The organism is Haloechinothrix salitolerans, assembly GCF_042662605.1.
Classification (GTDB): Bacteria; Actinomycetota; Actinomycetes; order Mycobacteriales; family Pseudonocardiaceae; genus Haloechinothrix_A; species Haloechinothrix_A salitolerans.
The window spans coordinates 4,102,980-4,123,060 of record NZ_JBHSXX010000001.1 but is presented as its reverse complement, the minus strand read 5'-3'; the positions used below and the strand labels follow the sequence as shown (position 1 = coordinate 4,123,060).

The window sequence follows — 20,081 nt, the reverse complement described above, 5'->3', positions numbered from 1 at the left end:
GCATGGCGGACTCGACGGGCACCACAGAGCGGACCGAGGCGGCGGCGCGCCCTGCCAAGCAGGGTAGGTTCGCCAAGCTGTACCTCGGCACCGGCGGCTTCGGCATCGTCGGTAGGAGCAGGACCTGGTACGTGACCGCCGCGGTGATCATGCTGATCTGCGTCGGCAGCATCGTGTTCCGCGGTTTCACCCCTGGCATCGAGTTCGTCGGCGGCACGCAGATCCAGTTGCCGGCGCAGGGCGCGGAGGGCCCGATCAGCGCGGACGAGGTCGAAGACGTCTACGCCGACACCTTCGGTAAGGTGCCCGCGTCGACGCAGCTCATCGGTTCCGGTGGGAGCCAGTCCGTGCAGGTCCGGTCGGAGACGCTTGACGTCGGTCAGATCGACCAGCTTAAGCGCGCGCTGTTCGACGAGCTCAAGCCGATCGGCGCGGACGGCGAACCCACCGTCAACGCCATCAGTGACAGCGGTGTGAGCGGGTCGTGGGGTGACGAGATCACCAAACAGGCACTCATCGCGCTCGCGGTGTTCCTCGTCCTGGTGATGATCTTCCTCGCGGTCTATTTCGAACGATGGATGGCCGTTGCCGCCCTCGCCGCGCTAGTTTTCGACCTCACTGTGACGCCCGGCGTGTACTCGCTTATCGGCTTCGAGGTCACCCCGGCCACGGTGATCGGTCTGCTGACGATCCTTGGTTACTCGCTCTACGACACCGTTGTCGTGTTCGACAAGGTCAAGGAGAACACCAAGGGTTTGCTCGACCTGAGCAGGCAGACCTACCCGGAGTCGGCGAACCTCGCGCTGAACCAGACGTTGATGCGTTCGATCAACACCTCGCTGACCTCGCTGCTGCCTGTGCTCGGCCTGCTGCTGATCGGCGCTGGGCTGCTCGGGGCGGGAACTCTGAAGGACCTAGCGTTGGTGCAGGCCATCGGCATCGTCGCCGGAACGCTGTCGTCGATCTTCCTTGCCACTCCGGTGCTGGTCGATCTCAAGATGCGTGAGCCCGCCTACCAGGAGCAGGCGCAGCGCGTTGAGTCGCGGCGAACGCTTGGCAAGCGCACCGCGAGCCAGACCGCGCGGGCCACGGCCGGACTGTCCGACACCGACGGTGACACCGACGACGAGGCCCACGAGGCGGAGCTGCGGAAGGAGAAGGCGTTCGTCGCGGCATCCGCCGTGCCTGGCCGCAACCTGAAGAAGAGTGACCAGCGCAGGCTCGCGGGAAAGCCGACGGGCAAATCCGCTGGTAAACCCACCGGCAAGCGCGGGAGATAGGCGCGACGGTTTCGCCTCGTCTCGCCGTGGCACGTGGTCATAGGGATGGCAGCGTGCCGTGGGGAGAGTCCCGGAGCTACGCTGGTGGCACTCAGGATGTGACCCAGTGAGCGCCGGTTGGAGGTGCGGGTGAGCAACGAGCTCCGGTCCCCGCTGACCCAGGACGACGCTGGGCGAGGTGGCGTGCCGCAGCGGAGCTCCGAGCGCGCGAGCCACGGCGGCGAGCAGCAGAACGGCGGACCGTCCGCTACTCGGCGGGTCAGGGCGCGGTTGGCGCGCCGGATCACCGCGCAGCGGCCCGCCTCGGTCAAGCAGGTCCTCGAACCGCTCGCCGCGGTGCACCGCGAACTGCATCCCAGTGCCGACCTCGGCCTGTTGCAGCGCTCCTACGATGTCGCCGAGGAGCTGCATCGTGGCCAACGCCGCAAGTCCGGCGATCCGTACATCACTCACCCGCTCGCGGTCGCCACGATCCTCGCGGAGCTCGGCATGGACACCACCACACTGGTGGCCGCGCTGCTGCACGACACGGTGGAGGACACCGGATACTCGCTGGACAAACTGCGGCGGGACTTCGGCGAGGAGGTCGCGCACCTCGTCGACGGCGTGACCAAGCTGGACAAGGTCAAGCTGGGCACCGCGGCGGAGGCCGAGACCATCCGCAAGATGGTCATCGCGATGGCCCGCGATCCCCGGGTGCTGGTCATCAAGCTGGCTGACCGGCTGCACAACATGCGCACGATGCGGTTCCTGCCACCGGAGAAGCAGGTCCGCAAGGCCCGCGAAACCCTTGAGGTGCTGGCCCCGCTGGCACACCGGCTCGGTATGGCCACGGTCAAGTGGGAGTTGGAGGACCTGGCGTTCGCCATCCTGCAGCCGAAGAAGTACGACGAGATCGTGCGGCTGGTCGCGGATAGGGCGCCGTCCCGCGACGTCTACCTGCGTTCGGTGATCAACCAACTGCTGGACAACCTGGCGAAGTCACGCGTGCAGGCCAAGGTCGAGGGCAGGCCGAAGCACTACTACTCGATCTACCAGAAGATGATCGTGCGCGGCCGGGACCTTGACGACATCCACGACCTCGTCGGGGTGCGCATCCTGGTAGACGACGTTCGTGACTGCTACGCGGCCATGGGCGTGGTGCACGCGCTGTGGCAGCCGATGCCCGGCAGGTTCAAGGACTACATCGCGCAGCCGCGCTTCGGCGTGTACCAGTCGCTGCACACCACGGTGATCGGCCCGGACGGCAAGCCACTCGAGGTGCAGATCCGCACCTACGACATGCACCGCACCGCCGAGTACGGCATCGCGGCGCACTGGCGCTACAAGGAGACAAGGGGCACCCACTACAGCGGCAAGAGCGGGGCGCTCGAAGTCGATGAGATGGCGTGGATGCGACAGCTGCTCGACTGGCAGCGGGAGGCCGCCGACCCCGGTGAGTTCCTTGAGTCGCTGCGCTACGACCTCGCGACCCGCGAGATCTTCGTGTTCACGCCGAAGGGAGACGTGATCACGCTGCCCGCTGGGTCGACGCCGGTGGACTTCGCCTACGCGGTGCACACCGAGGTGGGCCACCGCTGCATCGGCGCGCGCGTCAACGGCAGACTGGTCGCGCTGGAGCGCAAGCTGGACAACGGCGAGGTCGTCGAGATCTTCACCTCGAAGGCCGAGAGCGCGGGGCCAAGCAGGGACTGGCTCGGCTTCGCGGGCTCACCCAAGGCGCGGGCGAAGATCCGGCAGTGGTTCGCGAAAGAGCGCCGCGAGGAGGCCATCGACGCGGGTAAGGAAGCGATCACCAAGGAGATCCGGCGCGCGGGCCTCCCGCTGCAGCGGCTGATCTCCGCCGACGTGATGGGGGCGCTGGCCACCGAACTGCGCTACAGCGACATCACGGCGCTGTACGCGGCGGTTGGCGAGGGCAGTACCAGCGCCAAGCACGTGGTGTCCCGGTTGGTGGCGTTCATCGGTGGTGTCGAGGAGGCCGAGGAAGAACTCGCCGAGCGCGCGACGCCATCGACGATAAGCCGCAGGCGCTCCAGCAACGACGTCGGCGTCGTCGTCAAGGACGCGGGCGACGTGTGGGCGAAGTTGGCCCGCTGCTGCACCCCGGTGCCCGGCGACGAGATCCTTGGCTTCGTCACGCGCGGCGGCGGGGTGAGCGTGCACCGTACCGACTGCACCAACGCCGAGGACCTGCGCAACCAGCCGGAGCGGCTGGTCGAGGTCGAGTGGGCGCCGTCGGAGTCGTCGGTGTTCCTGGTCGCCATCCAGGTGGAGGCGCTCGACCGGCACCGCCTGCTTTCCGACATCACCAAGATCCTCGCGGACGAGAAGGTCAACATCCTGTCCGCGTCGGTGACGACATCCCGCGACCGGGTGGCGGTGTCGCGGTTCTCGTTCGAGATGGGCGACCCGAAGCACCTCGGCCATGTGCTGAACGCCGTGCGCAAGGTCGAGGGCGTCTACGACGTCTATCGCGTCACATCGGCGTCCTGACGCGGTTGCCGGATGGTCCGCTGTTGCCCCTGACGTCATCCGATCAACGTCGGCCAGCGGGCAACCGCCCTCAGTGGTGGTGGGTGAACCGCGGTTTCCTACGTTCCAGGAACGCGGCGACGCCCTCGGCGTAGTCCGCACCGTGGATGGCGTCCCTGCGGAGTCGCTCGATTTCGTCGTCCGGCTCGTTCTGGCCTGTCGCGATCTTGCCGATGATCCGGTTCATGCCGCGCACCGACGTCTGTGACCGGGTGGCCAGCGTCGCCACGAAGTCCTCGACGGCGGCGTCCACCTCGCCGTCAGGGTAGACGTCGTTGACAAGGCCCATCTCGCGTGCCCGTCCGGCGCTGACCAGGTTGCCCGACAGCAGGAAGTAGCGGGCGTTGGCGGGTCCGACCAGCGACACCAGCTGGTGTGTCGAGGTGTAGTCATAGACGATGCCCAGCTTGGCCGGTGTGATGCCGAACCGGGCACCCTCGGCGGCGAACCGGAAGTCGCAGGCCACCGAGATCTGGCACCCGCCGCCGATGCAGTTGCCCCTGATCAGCGCGACGCTTGGGGTCACCATGTCCGCCAGCGCGGTGACGGCGGCGTGCACCGCCTTGTCATAGAGGGCCGCGCCATCGGCGGTGGAACGCAGCTCGCCGAACTCGGCGATGTCCGCGCCCGCCGAGAAGTTCGCACCCTCGCCGGTGACCACGAGCGCCGTGACCGAGGGGTCGTCCTCCACCTCGGTGACGATGTCAGGGATGGCCGACCACATGTCGAAGCTGATCGCGTTGTGCTTGTCCGGTCGCGTGAACGTCAGCCGCGCGACATTGCCCGTCCGCGTCAGCTCCAGCCCTGCCGTCATGCGGCCTCCTGTTCGCGCGCCGCACGCCGCGCCAACGCCCTGACGTCGGCCGGCATGCCGTCGAATGATTCGGACCTGCGAGCAGTCCTCATGCCACAGACCTTACGGCCCCCGCTTACGACTGGACCGTCACCTTGGTGAACTTCACAGGGATCTGCGGTTTGCCGGTGCCGTCGCCGGTCGGACCCTGCTCACCGATGCCGCCCTTGGCGACCTTGTCCAGCGTGGCCAGGCCCTCGTCGGAGATGGTGCCGAACACGGTGTAGTTGGGTTCGAGCTGCGCCTCACCGTAGACAAGGAAGAACTGGCTACCGTTGGTGTCGGGCCCGCTGTTGGCCATCGCGACCAACCCTCGGCCGTAGGAGAGCTGGGGGAACGTCTCGTCGGCGAAGGAGTAGCCAGGGCCGCCGCGCCCGCTACCGGTCGGGTCGCCGCACTGCAGCATCTGCAGGCCCCGCGTGCCGAGCCGGTGACACTCGCTGCCCTCGTAGAAGTCCTGCTTGACCAGGTTCAGCATGCTGTTGACGGTGCACGGGGCCAGCGATCGGTCCAGCGTCAGCCCGATCGGGCCCGCCGTGGTCTCCATCGAGACGTCGATGGTGCCGCGCGCGAGCACCTTCCCGTTCTTCGGCCGATCGACGTCTTTGGCGGCAGGCTCGGGGCTCTTCTCGTACGAGCAGTCGACCTGCTTCGGCAATGGCTTCGTCCGCTCCGGTACGGGTGCGCGCTCGGACGGGATTTGCACGCTTGGCTCCCGAGGCTGTTGCTCGTCGGCCCGCGCGGCGGAGTCGTCGTCGCTCCTGGTCGCGAGGAACACCACAAGGCCCGCCACGATGACGACGGCGCCAGCGGTGACGGCCGCGCCGATCATCCGGTTGCGCCTCGCGCGCTGTTGCCGGTGCTCGATCTGCCGCTCCAGCTTCCGTTTCGCGGCTTCACGGCGTTGCTGGTTGGTCGCCACGCGCACTCCTCGCCTCTCGGGTCCGGCTTGCGTGTCTGCCGGTCACACAAAACCACGTTGGCGGGATTCTATGGGCACCGCCTGTGAAGTGGCTGTGGAGGCTCAGGTCTCGTCTTTGGTGGCCCGCGTGCGGCCCAATGCCCTGCCGAGCGTCTCCGCCGTGCCCTGGGCGACGCCGAGTCCTTTCGACAGTAGCCGGATGGAGTCGTTGAGCGCGTTGTTCACCGCGGTCTGGGTCAGTATCGCCCGCGCGAGCTCACCGATCCGGTTGACCGAGTCGTTCAGCTGGCTGTTCAGTGCCTCCAGCTGCTGTTGCGTCTCGGGGAGTTCCTCGGCGACGAAGGTGCCGATCCGGTCGATCCGGTCCAGCGTCTTCTTGAGCTTGACGACTTCCTCGAGCAGCACCCCGCCCGGCCGCAGCTGTTCCAGCGTGCGGGCGAGGCTGGGCAGCGCCCCGAGTGCCGCCGAGGTGTCCTCGATGACCTTCGCCGACGTGTAGATGGTCGCGTCGATGGCGTCGATCGGCCGGGTCACGATCATGTTCACCGTGACGTCGCTGAGCCGTTGCCGTCGCTGGCCGCGTCCAGTCCATTGCCCACTGCGCTGGCTCATGCTCGGTGTTTCCATTCCTGTGTCGGGGCGGCCACGCCCATGTCCCGTGCCGGGGCGGCGCCACCGACTCCGGCGATGACGACCGTTGCTGCTCGGCCTGACGCCCGCCGCTGCGCGATCCGTCGAGCACCTTAACCGGCGCTGGCTCGTTCTGCCCAACATCGTGTGGCGGAAGCCATGGGGCGAACTCGCCGCTCAGTGGGATTCGACGCCGGGCTCCGGCTGGCGTTCGCGGATAACGATGGCCGCCGCGAGCAGGCTCGTCAGTGGCACCGCGGCGACGATGCCGATGCTGCCCGCTAGTGTGCGCAGGATCTCCTGCGCGATGTCCTGCGACGTGAGGATCGAGCCAAGCCCGACCCCGGAGACCGCCGTGTACAGCAGCACCGGCAGCGCGGCGCCCGCGTACGCGAGGACGAGGGTGTTGACGGCGGATGCGACGTGATCCCTGCCGATGCGTACCCCGGCGTCGTAGAGGTCGCGCCAGCTCAGCGTCGGGTTCGCCCGTCGCAGCTCCCATATCGCGCTGGCCTGGGTCACGGTGACGTCGTCGAGCACACCGAGCGCGCCGATGACCACCCCGGCCAACAGCAGGCCCTGCGTGTCGATGCCGTGGCCGAGCGCCGCGATCAGGTTGCCGGTCTGCTCGTCGAGCCCGGTTAGTCGCGCCAGCCCGGAGAACACGGCCGAGATGATGCCGATCAGCAGCAGGCTGATCAGCGTGCCGAGCAGCGCCACTGACGTGCGTACCGACACACCGTGGGTGAGATACAGCGTGGCGAACATGATGAGTCCGGCGCCGGTGATACCGGTCAGCAGTGGGTCTTCGCCCGCGAGGATGGCGGGCACGACGAACAGACCGAGCACGGCCGCGCTGACGCCGAGTCCTGCCAGCGCGCGCGCCCCGTGCCAGCGGCCCAGCAGCAGCACGGCCCCGAGGAACACCGCGACCAACATCAGCAACGGCGTGCCGCGCTGGAAGTCCATGATCAGGTATGCGTCGTCGTTACGAGGGTCCTCGCCGGTGAAGGCCAGCACAACGTCGTCGCCGACGGCGAAGGTGGGCCGCGACGGCCCGATCGGCTCGGTCTTGGTGATCACGCTCCCCACGGCGGGGCCGTCGGTGAGAGCGATGTCGAGTCGCAGGCATTGCGGCTCACCCGGGTCGGGCTGGCTGGGTTGCGCACCTGGTTGTGCTCCTGGCTGGCGCAGGCAGGACCCGAGGGTCGCCGCGGTAACCGTGCCGTCGACGGGCGTCCCTGAGTCGACCGCGCTGTCCGGTGAGTCTCCAGTGGGAAGCAGGGCGATGAACACCACGAACACCGCGAGCAGGAAGGGCGCCAGCAGTGCCGCGAGCAACATGCGTAGCTGCTTCGACGCTGGGGGCGGAGGGCCGTGGGCGTGTGTGTGGGCGGGTGTGCCCTGTTCGGGTGGTCCGGTGTGCTCGGACGGCTCCGATTCCGTCGGAGTGTGCCCTGACGGCCACTGCGGCTCCGGTGCGGTCTGTGGCGGCTCGGCTCGATCGGGCGGACTCGGCGGCCCGGCGGTCTGCGGAGGTCGCGGTGACCTAGGCGGCGCGGCCGGCGTCGTGGGCTTGGTGGCGGGGCCGTCGACGTCCGCGGTTGGCTCGATATACCGGTGTCGCCGCCGAGGACGTCGCTGTTGGTCGCGAGGCTGCTGCTCTCGCTGCCGATGTGGCTCGCGCTCCGCGGGGCGTCGCCGCTGTCCCGGCTGTGGCTCAGGAGCGTCCTCTGGCTTCCGACGTCGACCGCCCTCCCCGGGCACCCGTCGGGGTGGCTGCCCCGCTGCCGCGTCTGGAATCCGTGGGATGGGCCTGGTCTCGGCCTCGTTGTCGCCACGGCGGTCGGCGCGGCGCCGTCTGCCGTCCCGGGGTGATGTCACGGTTCCATCCTGCGGGACCGGACGTCGTTCGTGCCAGGTGACCGGCGAGAACCGGGCGTTCGTTAACCTTGCCACTAGTGCCCATCCCGCCGACCCCGATCGACTCAGAGAGTGAGCTACGCCCGTGCTTCGCACCCACGACGCAGGCAGTTTGCGTGCCGACCACGCCGGAACCACCGTCACCCTCGCTGGATGGGTGGCGCGCAGGCGTGATCACGGTGGGGTGATCTTCATCGACCTGCGAGACGCCACCGGAGTCGCGCAGGTGGTGTTCCGTGAAGGCGAGATGGCCGAGCGCGCTCATGGCCTGCGCTCGGAGTTTTGCGTGCGGGTCGTCGGTGAGGTGTCCCCGCGCCCTGAGGGAAACGAAAACCCCGAGATCGCGACCGGCGCGATCGAGGTGCTGGTCACCGAGCTGGAGATCCTCTCGGAGTCGGCCGCGCTGCCGTTCCCGATCGACGACAGGGTCGACGTAGGTGAGGAGACCCGGCTCAAGCACCGCTACCTTGACCTGCGCCGCAGCGGCCCCGCGACGGCGATGCGGCTGCGCAGCGAGGTGAACCGCGTCGCGCGCGAGCTGCTGCACGACGAAGGGTTCGTCGAGGTCGAGACGCCGACCATGACGCGCTCCACCCCGGAGGGCGCGCGTGACTTCGTGATTCCCGCGCGACTCAAGCCCGGCAGTTGGTACGCGTTGCCGCAGTCGCCACAGCTGTTCAAGCAGTTGCTCATGGTCGGCGGCATCGAGCGTTACTTCCAGATCGCGCGTTGCTATCGCGACGAGGATTTCCGCGCCGACCGGCAGCCGGAGTTCACCCAGCTCGACGTCGAGATGAGCTTCGTTGACCAGAATGACGTGATCGCGCTGAGCGAGCGAGTCATCGCCGCGTTGTGGCGGCTCACGGGGCACGAGGTGACGCTGCCGATCCCGCGCATCACCTACGCCGAGGCGATGGCCAAGTACGGCACCGACAAGCCGGACCTGCGCTTCGACCTCGAGATCACCGAGATGACCGACTACTTCGCCAACACCCCGTTTCGGGTGTTCCAGGCACCCTACGTCGGTGCCGTGGTGATGGCCGGTGGCGCCGATCAGCCGCGCAGGCAGCTCGACGCCTGGCAGGAGTGGGCCAAGCAGCGCGGCGCGAAGGGGCTGGCCTACGTGCTCGTCGCCGAGGACGGCACGCTCGGCGGCCCGGTCGCCAAGAACCTGTCCGAGTCGGAGCGCGAGGGCCTGGTCGACGCGGTGGGCGCCAAGCCAGGCGACTGCGTCTTCTTCGCCGCTGGTCCGGCCCACGAGGCGCGCGCACTGCTGGGCGCTGCGCGCGACGAGATCGGTCACCGGCTCGGGCTGATCGACCCGGACGCCTGGTCGTTCGTGTGGGTGGTCGACGCGCCGCTGTTCGAGCCAGCGGGCGCGACCGACGACGTCGCCGTCGGCCACGGCGAGTGGACCGCGGTACATCATGCCTTCACCGCGCCGAAACCGGAGTGGGCTGACAAGTTCGACACCGACCCGGGTAGCGCGCTGTCGGATGCCTACGACATCGTCTGCAACGGCAACGAGATCGGTGGCGGTTCGATCCGTATCCACCGCGCCGACGTGCAGAAGCGCGTGTTCGAGGTGATGGGCGTGACCGACGAGGAGGCGCGGGAGAAGTTCGGCTTCCTGCTGGACGCCTTCGCGTATGGCGCCCCGCCACACGGCGGCATCGCGTTCGGCTGGGACCGCATCGTCATGCTGCTGGCGGGGGCCGAGTCGCTGCGGGACGTCATCGCGTTCCCCAAGACCGGCGGCGGCTACGATCCGCTCACCGGCGCGCCAGCGCCAATCACCGCGCAGCAGCGCAAGGAGGCCGGCGTCGACGTCAAGCCACCCAAGCCCGGTAGCTAACCGCGAGCTCAGCCCCGCAGGCGAGGTGCATGGGACTCCGGCGCGTCGACCGGCACGCCGTCGTCCAGCGCGGTGGCGAGCGTCTCCGCCCACGTCACCAGCGACGCGACGGCGATCCCGTGCGGCGGCTGCTCGGCGTAGGGACCGATGTGCTCCGCACCGCGCCGCAACAGCCGCGCGCCGCCGACCACGTTGCCGCGCGCCGCGTGGGTGAGCCCGACCGCGAGCTGTGCGAGCCCCTTCCACAGCGCGCGCTCCTCGTCGTGCTCGGTGGACTTCCATGCGTCCTCGAACACCTCGTGCGCGTGGAACGGCTTACCCTCGTCCAGCAGGCGCTGGGCTTCGTCAATGGTGCGGGCGGGGGAGCGTGTTACACCTTCGGGCTGTCGCTCGACCCCGGGGGTGCCGTAGGGCAGTGGCCTGCCCAAACCGTCCCGTGGCCTGGCGTTTCGTGCCCTGCCCTCGGGATCGCGGTCGCGGTCGGGCTGGTTGTGCTGTGACTGTTTGGTGCTTCTCATCGCGACTTCCACGCTAGTAGGCTCCCCTGCTGATGCACGTGGACACCTCCTCCGCACAGGACGACGAACGGGTCGACGGCGAATCGCATGGCAACGCTCTTGCCGCGGCGCTCGACGCCGCCGAGTTGGCGCTGGCCAACCGGTTCGGGTCGGCCATCACGTTGTCCAAGCCGGAAGACCTCGCTGGGAGCGGGCCGGCCGTCGTCGTGCGCGCCACCGTGGCGTCCTCGCCGTTCTCCCTGCCACGCACGCTGGTGATCAAACACTACCCGGAGCCGGACGACGACGCGAGCGACCCGTTCGCGGCCGAGGCGGTCAGCTACCAGCTCTTCACGGCGTTGACCTCGGAAGACAGGATGTGTCCCGAACTGCTCGGCCACGACGTCAATCACCGGGTGCTTGTGCTCTCCGACCTCGGCAGCGCACCGACGCTGGCGGACAAGCTGCGCATGAGCGACGCACGGGTCGCGGAGGGCACCCTGCTGTCCTGGGCGCGGGCGTTGGGCAGGATGCACGCCACGACCGCACACCGGGAGGCGGACTTCAACGCGCTGCTGCGCCGATTCGGTGGCCAACCGGCGAGCGAAGACACCGAGGCGGCCGACTCCGCCGACGAGCTACCCGGCGTGCTGTCGGACGTACTCGGTGTCGCGACGCCTGAGGCGGTCGCCGAGCGGGTCAGGCTGGCATCACGACGGCTTGACGAAGGCGAGTATCGGGCGTTCTCCCCTGTCGACCTCGCTCCGGAGAACAACCTCGTCACGAGCGACGGGGTGCGGTTCCTCGACTTCGAGCACGGCCGTGTCCGCAACGCCATGATCGACGTCGCGCACCTCAGGGTGCCGTTCGCGTTCTGGCGTGGCGCGCTCGCGCTGCCCGCGGGGATGAGCGAGGCGATGATCGCGGCGTGGCGTGCCGAGGTGACCGGGATCTGGCCACGACTGGCCGACGACGACGAGTTCGCCAGCGCGCTGCTGGACAGCCACATCGCGTGCGTGTGGACGCAAACCGCACGCGAACTGCCCGGCCTTACTGACGCGAGCGACACCGGCTCGACCAGCAGGGCCGCCGCGCTGGAGTCGTGGTGGCGTGAGCTGGCGGCCAGGGCGGATCATTCGGATACCGACGGGATCGCGGAACACGCCGCCAGCGTCGCGGCGGCGATCGAGCGGCGGTTCGGCCCCGGTCTCGAACTCGCGCTGTACCCGGCGTTCCGGTAGTCCGGCGCGTCGGTGCCACGCGGTAGCGTTGAGCCGTGCAGGACGAACTGTTCACCGTCAACCGGGACGTGACCGACCCAGGCGAACACACCACCGAGGGTGTGCCCGACCCCGCCGCGCCGCTCGCGGTGCGGATGCGCCCGCGCGGCCTCGACGACGTCATCGGCCAGGCACACCTGCTTGGCGAGGGCGCCCCATTGCGCAGGCTGGTGGAAGGCGCGGCGCCCGCGTCGGTGATCCTGTTCGGCCCACCCGGCACCGGCAAGACCACGCTCGCCTACCTGATGGCTGGCGCGACCGGACGTCGGTTCGTGGCGCTCTCGGCGTTGTCGTCCGGAGTCAAGGAGGTGCGCGGCGTGATCGACGCCGCCCGCCGTAGGCGTTCCCACGCCGCAGAGGACACCGTGCTGTTCATCGACGAGGTGCACCGGTTCTCCAAGACCCAGCAGGACGCGTTACTCGGCGCGGTGGAGGATCGCACGGTATTGCTGGTCGCGGCGACAACGGAAAACCCGTCGTTCTCGGTGGTCTCCCCACTGCTGTCGCGGTCGCTCGTGCTGCAACTGCGCTCACTGACCGACGAAGACATCAGCGAGGTCATCACCCGTGCCCTTACCGACGAGCGTGGTCTCGGCGGTGCGTATGACCTCGACGACGACGCTCGCGCCCATCTGGTGCGGCTCGCTGGCGGGGACGCGCGGCGGGCACTGACGGCGTTGGAAGCCGCCGCCGACGCCGTGACCGACGACACCGACGCCACCGGCGAGCGCCCCAGCATTTCGTTAGCCACGGTGGAGGCCACCGTCGACAAGGCCGCCGTGCGCTACGACCGGGACGGCGATCAGCACTACGACGTCATCAGCGCGTTCATCAAGTCGATCCGAGGTTCGGACGTCGACGCGGCGCTGCACTACCTGGCGCGCATGGTCGAGGCGGGGGAGGATCCGCGCTTCATCGCGCGCAGGCTCGTGGTGCACGCCAGCGAGGACATCGGCATGGCCGATCCGACGGCGCTGCAGGCCGCGGTGGCCGCCGCGCACGCGGTGCAGTTCATCGGGATGCCCGAGGGCAGGCTCGCGCTGGCGCAGGCCACGGTGCACCTGGCGACCGCGCCGAAGTCCAACGCCGTGATCAGCGGCATCGACGCCGCGATGGCCGACGTGCGGGCGGGCAAGGCGGGCACGGTGCCGCCGCACCTGCGCGACGGCCACTACGCGGGAGCGAAGAAGCTGGGCAACGCGCAGGGCTACGCCTATCCGCACAACGTCCCGGAGGGCGTGCTGGCGCAGCAGTATCCGCCGGACGAGCTGGTTGGCGCGGACTACTATCACCCGACCGATCGTGGTGCGGAGCGCGTGCTGGCCGACCGGGTGCCGAAACTGCGCGCGGCCGTGCGTGGGGAGTAACCGCGACGGGCTCTCCTACCGGGATTCGACGTCCCAGCCAGGGGCGGGTCACTCCGTCGGCCGAGGGCAACGCGCGGTAGCCTGACGGGACGTTCCGGCACGTCAGATGGAGGAGGCCCCGTGTCGCCAGGGCACATCGCAGCGCTTGTCGCAGCAGGAGCATTCGTGGTGTTGGTCATCCTGCTCGCGATACCCCTGGTCAAACTCGGCCGCACTCTGGACGAGGCGACCGTGGCCATCCGCAAGGCCCACGAGCGCGGTGACCCGCTGCTGATCGGCGCGAATGACACCATCACCCACGTCAACACCCAGCTGGAGCGGGTGGACGGCGTGACGGCGAACGTCCAGCAGGTGTCGAGCAACGCCTCCGCGCTGTCCTCGGTGTTCACCGCGACTCTCGGCGGCCCGCTGGTCAAGACGGCCGCGTTCTCCTATGGCGTGAGCAAGGCGATCAAGGCACGCAAGCAGGCCAAGGCGGGTGAGGTCGGCAAGCACGCCCGCCGGACGAGGAAACGAGGCAGGAAGTGAAGCGGATGTTCTGGCTCGGCGTTGGCATCGCCGCCGGTGTGGCGCTGTCACGTAAGGCGAGTAACACCGCTCGCCAGGCGACCCCAGCGGGGTTAGCCTCGAACTTGGGGGACGCGATGCGTGAGCTGGCGAACGCCGCTGGCGCGTTTGGTGCCGAAGTGCGCGCGGGGATGACCGAACGGGAGCAGGAGCTGCACGACACGGTGACGCAGCGGACGGGCGTGCCGACCAGGCACGAAGAGACCCCGCGTGGGCGGCATGCCTACAGCGCCGACCGGGCGGTACGGCAGGCGCGAGCGCCCCGGGCGGACGGCTGAGCCGCGCTCGCCGCTGTCCGCCGCCCCTGTTCGAGACGATCCACCCAGCTGACCCGGTACGGGTCACACCCACAAGACACAGGACCACCACGTGGAAACACACGAGATCCGTAACCGCTTTCTCCGCCATTTCACCTCGGCGGGGCACACCGAGGTGCCCAGCGCCTCGCTGATCCTCGACGATCCGAACCTGCTCTTCGTCAACGCGGGAATGGTGCAGTTCAAACCGTACTTCCTCGGCGAGGTGCCGCCACCGTACCCGCGCGCGACAAGCGTGCAGAAGTGTGTGCGCACCGGCGACATCGACGAGGTCGGCAAGACCACCCGCCACAACACCTTCTTCCAGATGGCGGGCAACTTCTCCTTCGGTGACTACTTCAAGGAAGGCGCGATCACCTACGCCTGGGACCTTGTCACCAAGTCGCAGGCCGACGGCGGCTACGGCTTTGATCCCGACCGCATCTGGGTCACCGTGTTCGAGCACGACGCCGAGGCGGCCGGGCTGTGGCGCAAGCTCACCGACATCCCGAACGAGCGCATCCAGTACCGCAACGCCGAGGACAACTACTGGGACATGGGCGTGCCCGGTCCCGGCGGTCCCTGCTCGGAGATCTACTACGACCGTGGCCCCGAGTACGGCCGCGACGGTGGCCCCGTCGTCGATGAGGACCGGTTCCTCGAGATCTGGAACCTGGTGTTCATGCAGGACATCCGGGGCGAGGACCCGCCGAAGAAGGGTTTCCCGCCGATCGGGGAGCTGCCGAAGAAGAACATTGACACCGGCATGGGCGTCGAGCGCGTCGCCTACCTGCTCCAAGGCGTGTCCAACGTCTACGAGACCGACCTCGTGCGGCCCGTCATCGCGAAGGCCGAGGAGATCTCCGGCCGCCACTACGGCGACAACCACCCCGACGACGTCCGGTTCCGCGTCATCGCCGACCACGCCCGCTCCGGCGTCATGCTCATCGGCGACGGCGTCACGCCGGGCAACGAGGCGCGCGGGTACGTCCTGCGGCGCCTGCTGCGGCGCATCGTCCGCTCGGTGCGGCTCCTCGGCGTGCACGAACCGGTGTTGCCGGAGTTCGCCGCCGTGGTTCGCGACGCCATGGCGCCGTCGTACCCGGAGATCGCTCGTGATTTCGAGCGCATCCACGACGTCGTCGCGCAGGAAGAGGAAACGTTCCTCGCCACGCTGACCACCGGTTCGAAGATCTTCGACATCGCCGCGGAGAAGGCGAAAGAGGCCGGCAGCTCGATCCTGTCGGGTGACAAGGCGTTCCAACTGCACGATACGTACGGTTTCCCGATCGATCTGACGCTGGAGATGGCCGCCGAGCAGGGCCTCGAAGTCGATGAGGACGGGTTCCGTTCGCTCATGGAGCAGCAACGGCAGCGTGCCAAGGCCGACGCCGCGAACCAGAAGACCGGACACGCCGACCTGTCGGCCTACCGTGACCTGCTCGACAAGCACGGCGAAACGCGATTCCTCGGCTACACCGACTTGCAGGCCACGGCGAAGGTGCTCGGGCTACTGCGCGATGGGCAGTCAGTCACCAGCATCCGTGAGGGACAGAAGGCCGAGCTCGTGCTGGACCGCACCCCGTTCTACGCCGAGAGCGGTGGGCAGATCGCCGACACCGGCGTGCTGATCGGCTCAGCGGGTGAGGCCAAGGTGCTCGACGTGCAGAAGAGCGTGCCAGGTCTGTTCGTGCACACCGTCGAGGTCATCGCGGGCGAGATCGGGCTGGACACCGAGGTCACTGGATCGGTCGACGAGGCACGCCGGATGTCGATCCAGCGGTCGCACTCCGCCACCCACTTGGTGCATGCCGCCGTGCGCGGGGCGTATGGCAGGCGGGCCGCGCAGGCGGGTTCGCTGAACTCACCAGGCAGGATGCGGTTCGACTTCACCTCGCCGAAGTCGGTCTCCGCCGACGTGCTCACCGCCGTCGAGGAAGAGGTCAACGACTACCTCGTCACCGACGTCGAGGTGCAGTCCTACACGACGTCGATGGACAAGGCGCTCGAGATGGGCGCGGTCGCGCTGTTCGGCGAGAAGTACGGCAACGAGGTGCGCGTCGTCGACATGGGCGAGTACTCCCGGGAGCTGTGCGGCGGTACCCACGTCGGGAGCATCGGCCAGCTCGGGCTGGTGAAGCTGGTCAGCGACTCGTCCATCGGGTCCGGTGTGCACCGTGTCGAGGCGCTGGTCGGCAAGGACGCGTTGCAGTACGTCCGTAAGGAGCAGTTGCTGGTGTCGCAGCTCGCGGGCACGTTCAAGGTGCCGAGTGAGCAGCTGCCGGAGCGCATCGAGGACGTCCTCAAGCGGCTGCGCGACGCCGAGAAGGAGATCGAGAACTTGCGCACCCAGCAGGTGCTCGGCTCTGCGGGCGAGCTTGCCAAGCAGGCCCGCGACGTTGACGGCATCGCGCTGGTCGCGGCCAAGGTCGCCGAGGGAATCGACGCGAACGGGCTGCGCAAGCTCACGGGCGAGGTGCGTAACCGGCTCGGCTCGCGGCCCGGCGTCGTGGCCTTGTTCTCGCCGAACGGGGAGAAAGTCAGCTTCGCGGTCGCCACGACCGCGGAAGCCCGCGACAAGGGCTTCGCCGCTGGCAAGCTGGTGCCCGGCTTCGCCGAGGCGATCGGCGGCAGGGGCGGCGGCAAGCCGGACCTCGCGCAGGGCGGCGGTAGCAACCCGGCTGGCATCGAGCGGGCGATCCACGCGGTCGAAGCCACTATCAGGAGCGGAGCGTGAGCGAAGTTCGGTTCCGTGCTGGCGTATGAGCGCACGTCCTGACACTCCTGGCGAGGACGACCCCGGCGGCGGGCGGCGGCTCGCCGTCGACGTGGGTTCAGTGCGAGTAGGTATCGCTCTGAGTGATCCTTCCCCTATGCTTGCGTCGCCGCTTGTCACACTTTCGCGTGATACCGACGCGGATAGTGACATCGAGCAGGTGGCGCGGCTCGTGGTCGAGAACGAGGTGGCCGAGGTCATCGTGGGATTGCCTCGGACACTTCGGAACCGGCACGGCGTGGCGGCGGAGACCGCCGTCCGTTACGCGGACCGGCTCCGCGATCGGCTGGGCACGGTCCCGGTGCGGCTCGCGGACGAGCGGTTGAGCACGGTAAGCGCGACCAAGATGTTGTCTGATAGGGGTATCAAGGGTCGTAAGCAACGCGCTGTCGTCGATCAAGCGGCCGCGGTGGAGATTTTGCAAGGGTGGTTGGATGCACGCGCCGCACGGCGTCGGACGGATGAACCCGGTGGGAAAGGCGCCTAAGTGACGGGGCCCTACCGAGGCGATGACGAGCCGGGACGGCCGCCGAGGCCGCCTGGGCCACCGCCGCGACGGCGCCCGATGCCGCCGCCAGGGGGCGGCCAGGAGTCAGGAGTGCCACCGCGTAGGCGTGCGTCCCCGCCCCAGCGGCCGCAGGGTGCGCCACCGGCGCGGGCACCGCGGAGGCGGTCGGCGCCACCGCCAGGAGGACGTCCTTCGGGGCCGCCAGGGGCGCCGGAGCCGCCGCCGGGGATGCCGAGGGAACCCCGCCCAAGGGGCGCGGAGCCTCCGCCACGCGCCCGCCGGATGCCGGAAGAACCGCCGATGCGCCGCCGAAGGCCCGCGCCAGAACCATCCCGGGACGACGTTCGCCCTCCCGCGCCCGATCAGGACATCGAACGGCTGCCCCCGCGTCACTACCACGATGAGCCACGCGCCCGGTTCGAGGGTTTCGAGGGGTTCGATGGTTACCGCAGCGGTTATAGCAGCGGCTACGCCGCTCGCGACGACTACCGTGCGCACCAGGACTACGGCGACGGTGGCTACGACGACTACGATGCCGATTTCGGTGCCTACGACGAGTACGCCTACGACGAGTACGACGAGCGCGCGGATGGCCGTGCGAATGACGACGAGTACGCCGATGACGCGCGTGCGGCCGACGTCCCGCCGAGTCGAGGGCGGCGGCCCGAACGCGAGGGGCGCACCGAACGGTCCGACGCGAAACCCGGTCGCGACCGCCGATCGGCACCGTCAAGACCACAGCGAGGGCGGAGCAAGCGCGCACGGACGCGGCGTCGGTTCTTCGGCTGGATCGCCGCGCTGGGCGTGATCGCGGGACTCGCGGCGAGCATCTGGTTCGGCTCGCAGAAACTTCTCGGGTTCGACTACGACGACTACGAGGGCGCTGGCGTCTCCGACGTCGTCATCAAGGTGTCCAAGGGGGACTCGACCAGCGCCATCGCCACGACGCTCGTCGAGGCCGACGTCGTCGCCAGCAGGCAGGCGTTCCTGACCGCCGCGCAGGGCAACACCGAGATCCGCAGCATCCAGCCTGGCTATTACAAAATGCGCGCGAAGGCGTCTGGCGCGAACGCGCTGAACTCGCTGCTCGAGGACAAGGCCAGGGTCGGACACCTGCAGCTGAAGAGTGGTACGCAGTTGCACGACGTCAAGCTGTCCGATGGCAGTCAGTCACTCGGTGTGTTCAGCAAGCTGTCGAAGGCCTCGTGCACGAAGCTCGATGGTGAGAGCACGTGCGTGAGCGCCGACCAGCTTGCCAAGGTCGCGGCCAAGACCGACCTCGTCGCCCTCGGCGTACCGAAGTGGCTGGCACGTGACGCCGCCGACGCGCCTGCCGACCGGCGGCTGGAAGGCTTGGTCGCGCCAGGGCTGTATGACGTCAAGCCTGGCTGGTCGGCGCAGGAGCTGCTCACCGAGGTGCTGACCACTTCCTCGGCCCGGTACGAGGCGGCTGGCCTGCCAGACGCCGCGAGGAACACCGGCTACAGCCCGTATGAGATCGTCGTGATCGCGTCCGTGGTCGAGCGGGAAGGCGTTACGGCCGACTTCGGCAAGATCTCGCGAGTGATCTACAACCGGATGAACAAGGGCATGCGGCTGGAGATGGACTCGACCATCAACTACGTGCTCGACCAGCCGAACCTGCGCACGTCGAGTAATGACAGGGCGAAGAAGGGGCCATACAACACGTACCGGAACACGGGCCTGCCGCCGACGCCGATTTCCTCGCCGAGTACGGAGGCGCTTGAGGCGGCGGTGGAGCCGCCCAAGGGGAAGTGGCTCTACTTCGTCCGGTGCGAGGAGAACGGTTTGTCCTGCTTCGCGAAGACGTATGACAAGCACAGGGCCAACGTCGCCGACGCCCAGCGGCGCGGGGTTTGGTGACCGTGGCTGCCGAGAGAATCCGCAAGGCCGCCGTGCTAGGCAAACCGGTGGCGCACTCGTTGTCTCCGGTGTTGCATCAAGCGGCGTACGACGCGCTCGGTCTCACCGGCTGGACGTACGAGCGGTGCGAAGTCGACGCCGACGGGTTGCCCTCGTTCGTGGCGGGACTCGGACCGGAGTGGGCCGGGCTGTCGGTGACCATGCCAGGCAAGCGCGCCGCGTTGGAGTTCGCGACCGAGGTGACGCCGCGCGCGGCCGCGGTCGGCGCGGCGAACACCCTGGTACCGATCGACGGCGGCTGGCGGGCGGACTGCACTGACGTCGCGGGCGTGGTCGGTGCGCTCCTGGCGGCTGGCGGTTTCGGTGATGGCTCCGGCGGCCCTGGTGTGGTGCTCGGTGCCGGTGGCACGGCCGCCGCCGCGGTGGCCGCGTTCGCGGACCTCGGGCTCGCGAAGGTTCGCATCGTCGCTCGTGATCCCGTCCGTGCCGCACCGACGGCCGCGGCCGCACGGGGACTCGGGCTCACCGTTGAGGTCCTGCGGTGGTCGGATGTTGACTGGCGCGCCCTCGCCGAGAAATCGGCGGCGCTGGTCAGCACGGTGCCGTCGGACGCCGTCTCCGAGCACATCGCGGATGTGGTGCGTGCGCCCTGTCTGCTTGACGTGATCTACCACCCATGGCCGACGCCGCTGGCCACCGCGCGGGAGGCGAGCGGTGGCGCGCTGGCCACGGGTCTCGACATGTTGCTGCATCAGGCGTTCGGGCAAGTCGAGCAGTTCACCGGGCGCGCCGCGCCCCGGGAAGCCATGCGGGACGCCTTGCGCGCCGCCACGGGCGACATCCTGCCGCTGCCGTTGATCTGAGGATACGGCGACGTTCGCGATCGGCCTGAGCGCCTGCTCACCGGG

Annotated in this window: 17 protein-coding genes; 12 read left to right on the top strand and 5 right to left on the bottom strand. The window is 68.8% G+C overall.

Annotation, left to right across the window (positions count from 1 at the left end):
* The first annotated feature begins 2 nt into the window (after window positions 1-2).
* Together secF and ACFQGD_RS19515 are read left to right on the top strand one after the other, a co-directional pair.
* Window positions 3-1,280 carry a protein translocase subunit SecF gene (secF, locus tag ACFQGD_RS19520; protein WP_345389860.1) on the top strand — a complete coding sequence of 426 codons (1,278 nt, stop codon included), beginning with the start codon at window positions 3-5 and terminating at the stop codon, window positions 1,278-1,280.
* 183 nt (window positions 1,281-1,463) lie between these two features.
* Window positions 1,464-3,776 (top strand): RelA/SpoT family protein, encoded by a 2,313-nt coding sequence (locus tag ACFQGD_RS19515; protein WP_345390092.1) that lies wholly within the window; start codon window positions 1,464-1,466, stop codon window positions 3,774-3,776.
* Between the two features lie 70 nt (window positions 3,777-3,846).
* Here the strand turns inward: ACFQGD_RS19515 and ACFQGD_RS19510 are convergent, their stop codons facing one another.
* From ACFQGD_RS19510 to ACFQGD_RS19495, 4 genes are all read right to left on the bottom strand, one after another.
* Complete coding sequence (locus ACFQGD_RS19510; protein ID WP_345389863.1) at window positions 3,847-4,629, bottom strand: enoyl-CoA hydratase-related protein; 783 nt, start codon at window positions 4,627-4,629, stop codon at window positions 3,847-3,849.
* Between the two features lie 115 nt (window positions 4,630-4,744).
* Complete coding sequence (locus ACFQGD_RS19505; RefSeq protein ID WP_345389866.1) at window positions 4,745-5,590, bottom strand: peptidylprolyl isomerase; 846 nt, start codon at window positions 5,588-5,590, stop codon at window positions 4,745-4,747.
* Window positions 5,591-5,692: 102 nt separating this feature from the next.
* Window positions 5,693-6,202, bottom strand: a complete 510-nt coding sequence (locus tag ACFQGD_RS19500; RefSeq protein WP_345389869.1) for a hypothetical protein — start codon at window positions 6,200-6,202, stop codon at window positions 5,693-5,695.
* 195 nt (window positions 6,203-6,397) lie between these two features.
* Window positions 6,398-7,564, bottom strand: coding sequence for a YibE/F family protein (locus tag ACFQGD_RS19495; protein WP_390183361.1), 1,167 nt, complete (start codon window positions 7,562-7,564; stop codon window positions 6,398-6,400).
* A 300-nt stretch (window positions 7,565-7,864) separates the two neighbouring features.
* Here ACFQGD_RS19495 and ACFQGD_RS19490 point away from each other — a divergent pair, with 300 nt between their 5' ends.
* Both ACFQGD_RS19490 and aspS read left to right on the top strand, forming a co-directional pair.
* A complete protein-coding gene (locus ACFQGD_RS19490) occupies window positions 7,865-8,098 on the top strand; it encodes a hypothetical protein (protein WP_390221079.1) in 234 nt (77 codons plus the stop codon).
* Between the two features lie 130 nt (window positions 8,099-8,228).
* A complete protein-coding gene (gene aspS, locus ACFQGD_RS19485; protein ID WP_345389875.1) occupies window positions 8,229-9,998 on the top strand; it encodes an aspartate--tRNA ligase in 1,770 nt (589 codons plus the stop codon).
* 8 nt (window positions 9,999-10,006) lie between these two features.
* Here aspS and ACFQGD_RS19480 read toward each other — a convergent pair whose 3' ends face one another.
* Window positions 10,007-10,516 carry a DUF309 domain-containing protein gene (locus ACFQGD_RS19480; protein WP_345389878.1) on the bottom strand — a complete coding sequence of 170 codons (510 nt, stop codon included), beginning with the start codon at window positions 10,514-10,516 and terminating at the stop codon, window positions 10,007-10,009.
* 32 nt (window positions 10,517-10,548) lie between these two features.
* Here ACFQGD_RS19480 and ACFQGD_RS19475 point away from each other — a divergent pair, with 32 nt between their 5' ends.
* The 8 genes from ACFQGD_RS19475 (at window position 10,549) to ACFQGD_RS19440 (ending at window position 20,036) form a co-directional block, all read left to right on the top strand.
* Window positions 10,549-11,736 carry a phosphotransferase gene (locus ACFQGD_RS19475; RefSeq protein WP_345389881.1) on the top strand — a complete coding sequence of 396 codons (1,188 nt, stop codon included), beginning with the start codon at window positions 10,549-10,551 and terminating at the stop codon, window positions 11,734-11,736.
* Window positions 11,737-11,771: 35 nt separating this feature from the next.
* Complete coding sequence (locus tag ACFQGD_RS19470) at window positions 11,772-13,142, top strand: replication-associated recombination protein A (RefSeq protein WP_345389884.1); 1,371 nt, start codon at window positions 11,772-11,774, stop codon at window positions 13,140-13,142.
* A 120-nt stretch (window positions 13,143-13,262) separates the two neighbouring features.
* Window positions 13,263-13,670: a DUF948 domain-containing protein gene (locus tag ACFQGD_RS19465; protein ID WP_345389887.1), complete on the top strand. Its 408-nt coding sequence runs from the start codon at window positions 13,263-13,265 to the stop codon at window positions 13,668-13,670.
* Window positions 13,667-13,987 (top strand): hypothetical protein, encoded by a 321-nt coding sequence (locus ACFQGD_RS19460; RefSeq protein WP_345389889.1) that lies wholly within the window; start codon window positions 13,667-13,669, stop codon window positions 13,985-13,987. Before ACFQGD_RS19465 ends, ACFQGD_RS19460 begins: the two co-directional genes overlap by 4 nt.
* Before the next feature lie 91 nt (window positions 13,988-14,078).
* Window positions 14,079-16,742: an alanine--tRNA ligase gene (alaS, locus tag ACFQGD_RS19455; RefSeq protein ID WP_345389891.1), complete on the top strand. Its 2,664-nt coding sequence runs from the start codon at window positions 14,079-14,081 to the stop codon at window positions 16,740-16,742.
* Window positions 16,743-16,767: 25 nt separating this feature from the next.
* Window positions 16,768-17,268, top strand: a complete 501-nt coding sequence (gene ruvX / locus ACFQGD_RS19450; RefSeq protein ID WP_345389894.1) for a Holliday junction resolvase RuvX — start codon at window positions 16,768-16,770, stop codon at window positions 17,266-17,268.
* Window positions 17,269-17,589: 321 nt separating this feature from the next.
* Window positions 17,590-19,173, top strand: coding sequence for an endolytic transglycosylase MltG (gene mltG / locus ACFQGD_RS19445; protein ID WP_345389897.1), 1,584 nt, complete (start codon window positions 17,590-17,592; stop codon window positions 19,171-19,173).
* 32 nt (window positions 19,174-19,205) lie between these two features.
* A complete protein-coding gene (locus ACFQGD_RS19440; protein WP_390221150.1) occupies window positions 19,206-20,036 on the top strand; it encodes a shikimate dehydrogenase in 831 nt (276 codons plus the stop codon).
* The last annotated feature ends 45 nt before the right edge of the window (window positions 20,037-20,081 follow it).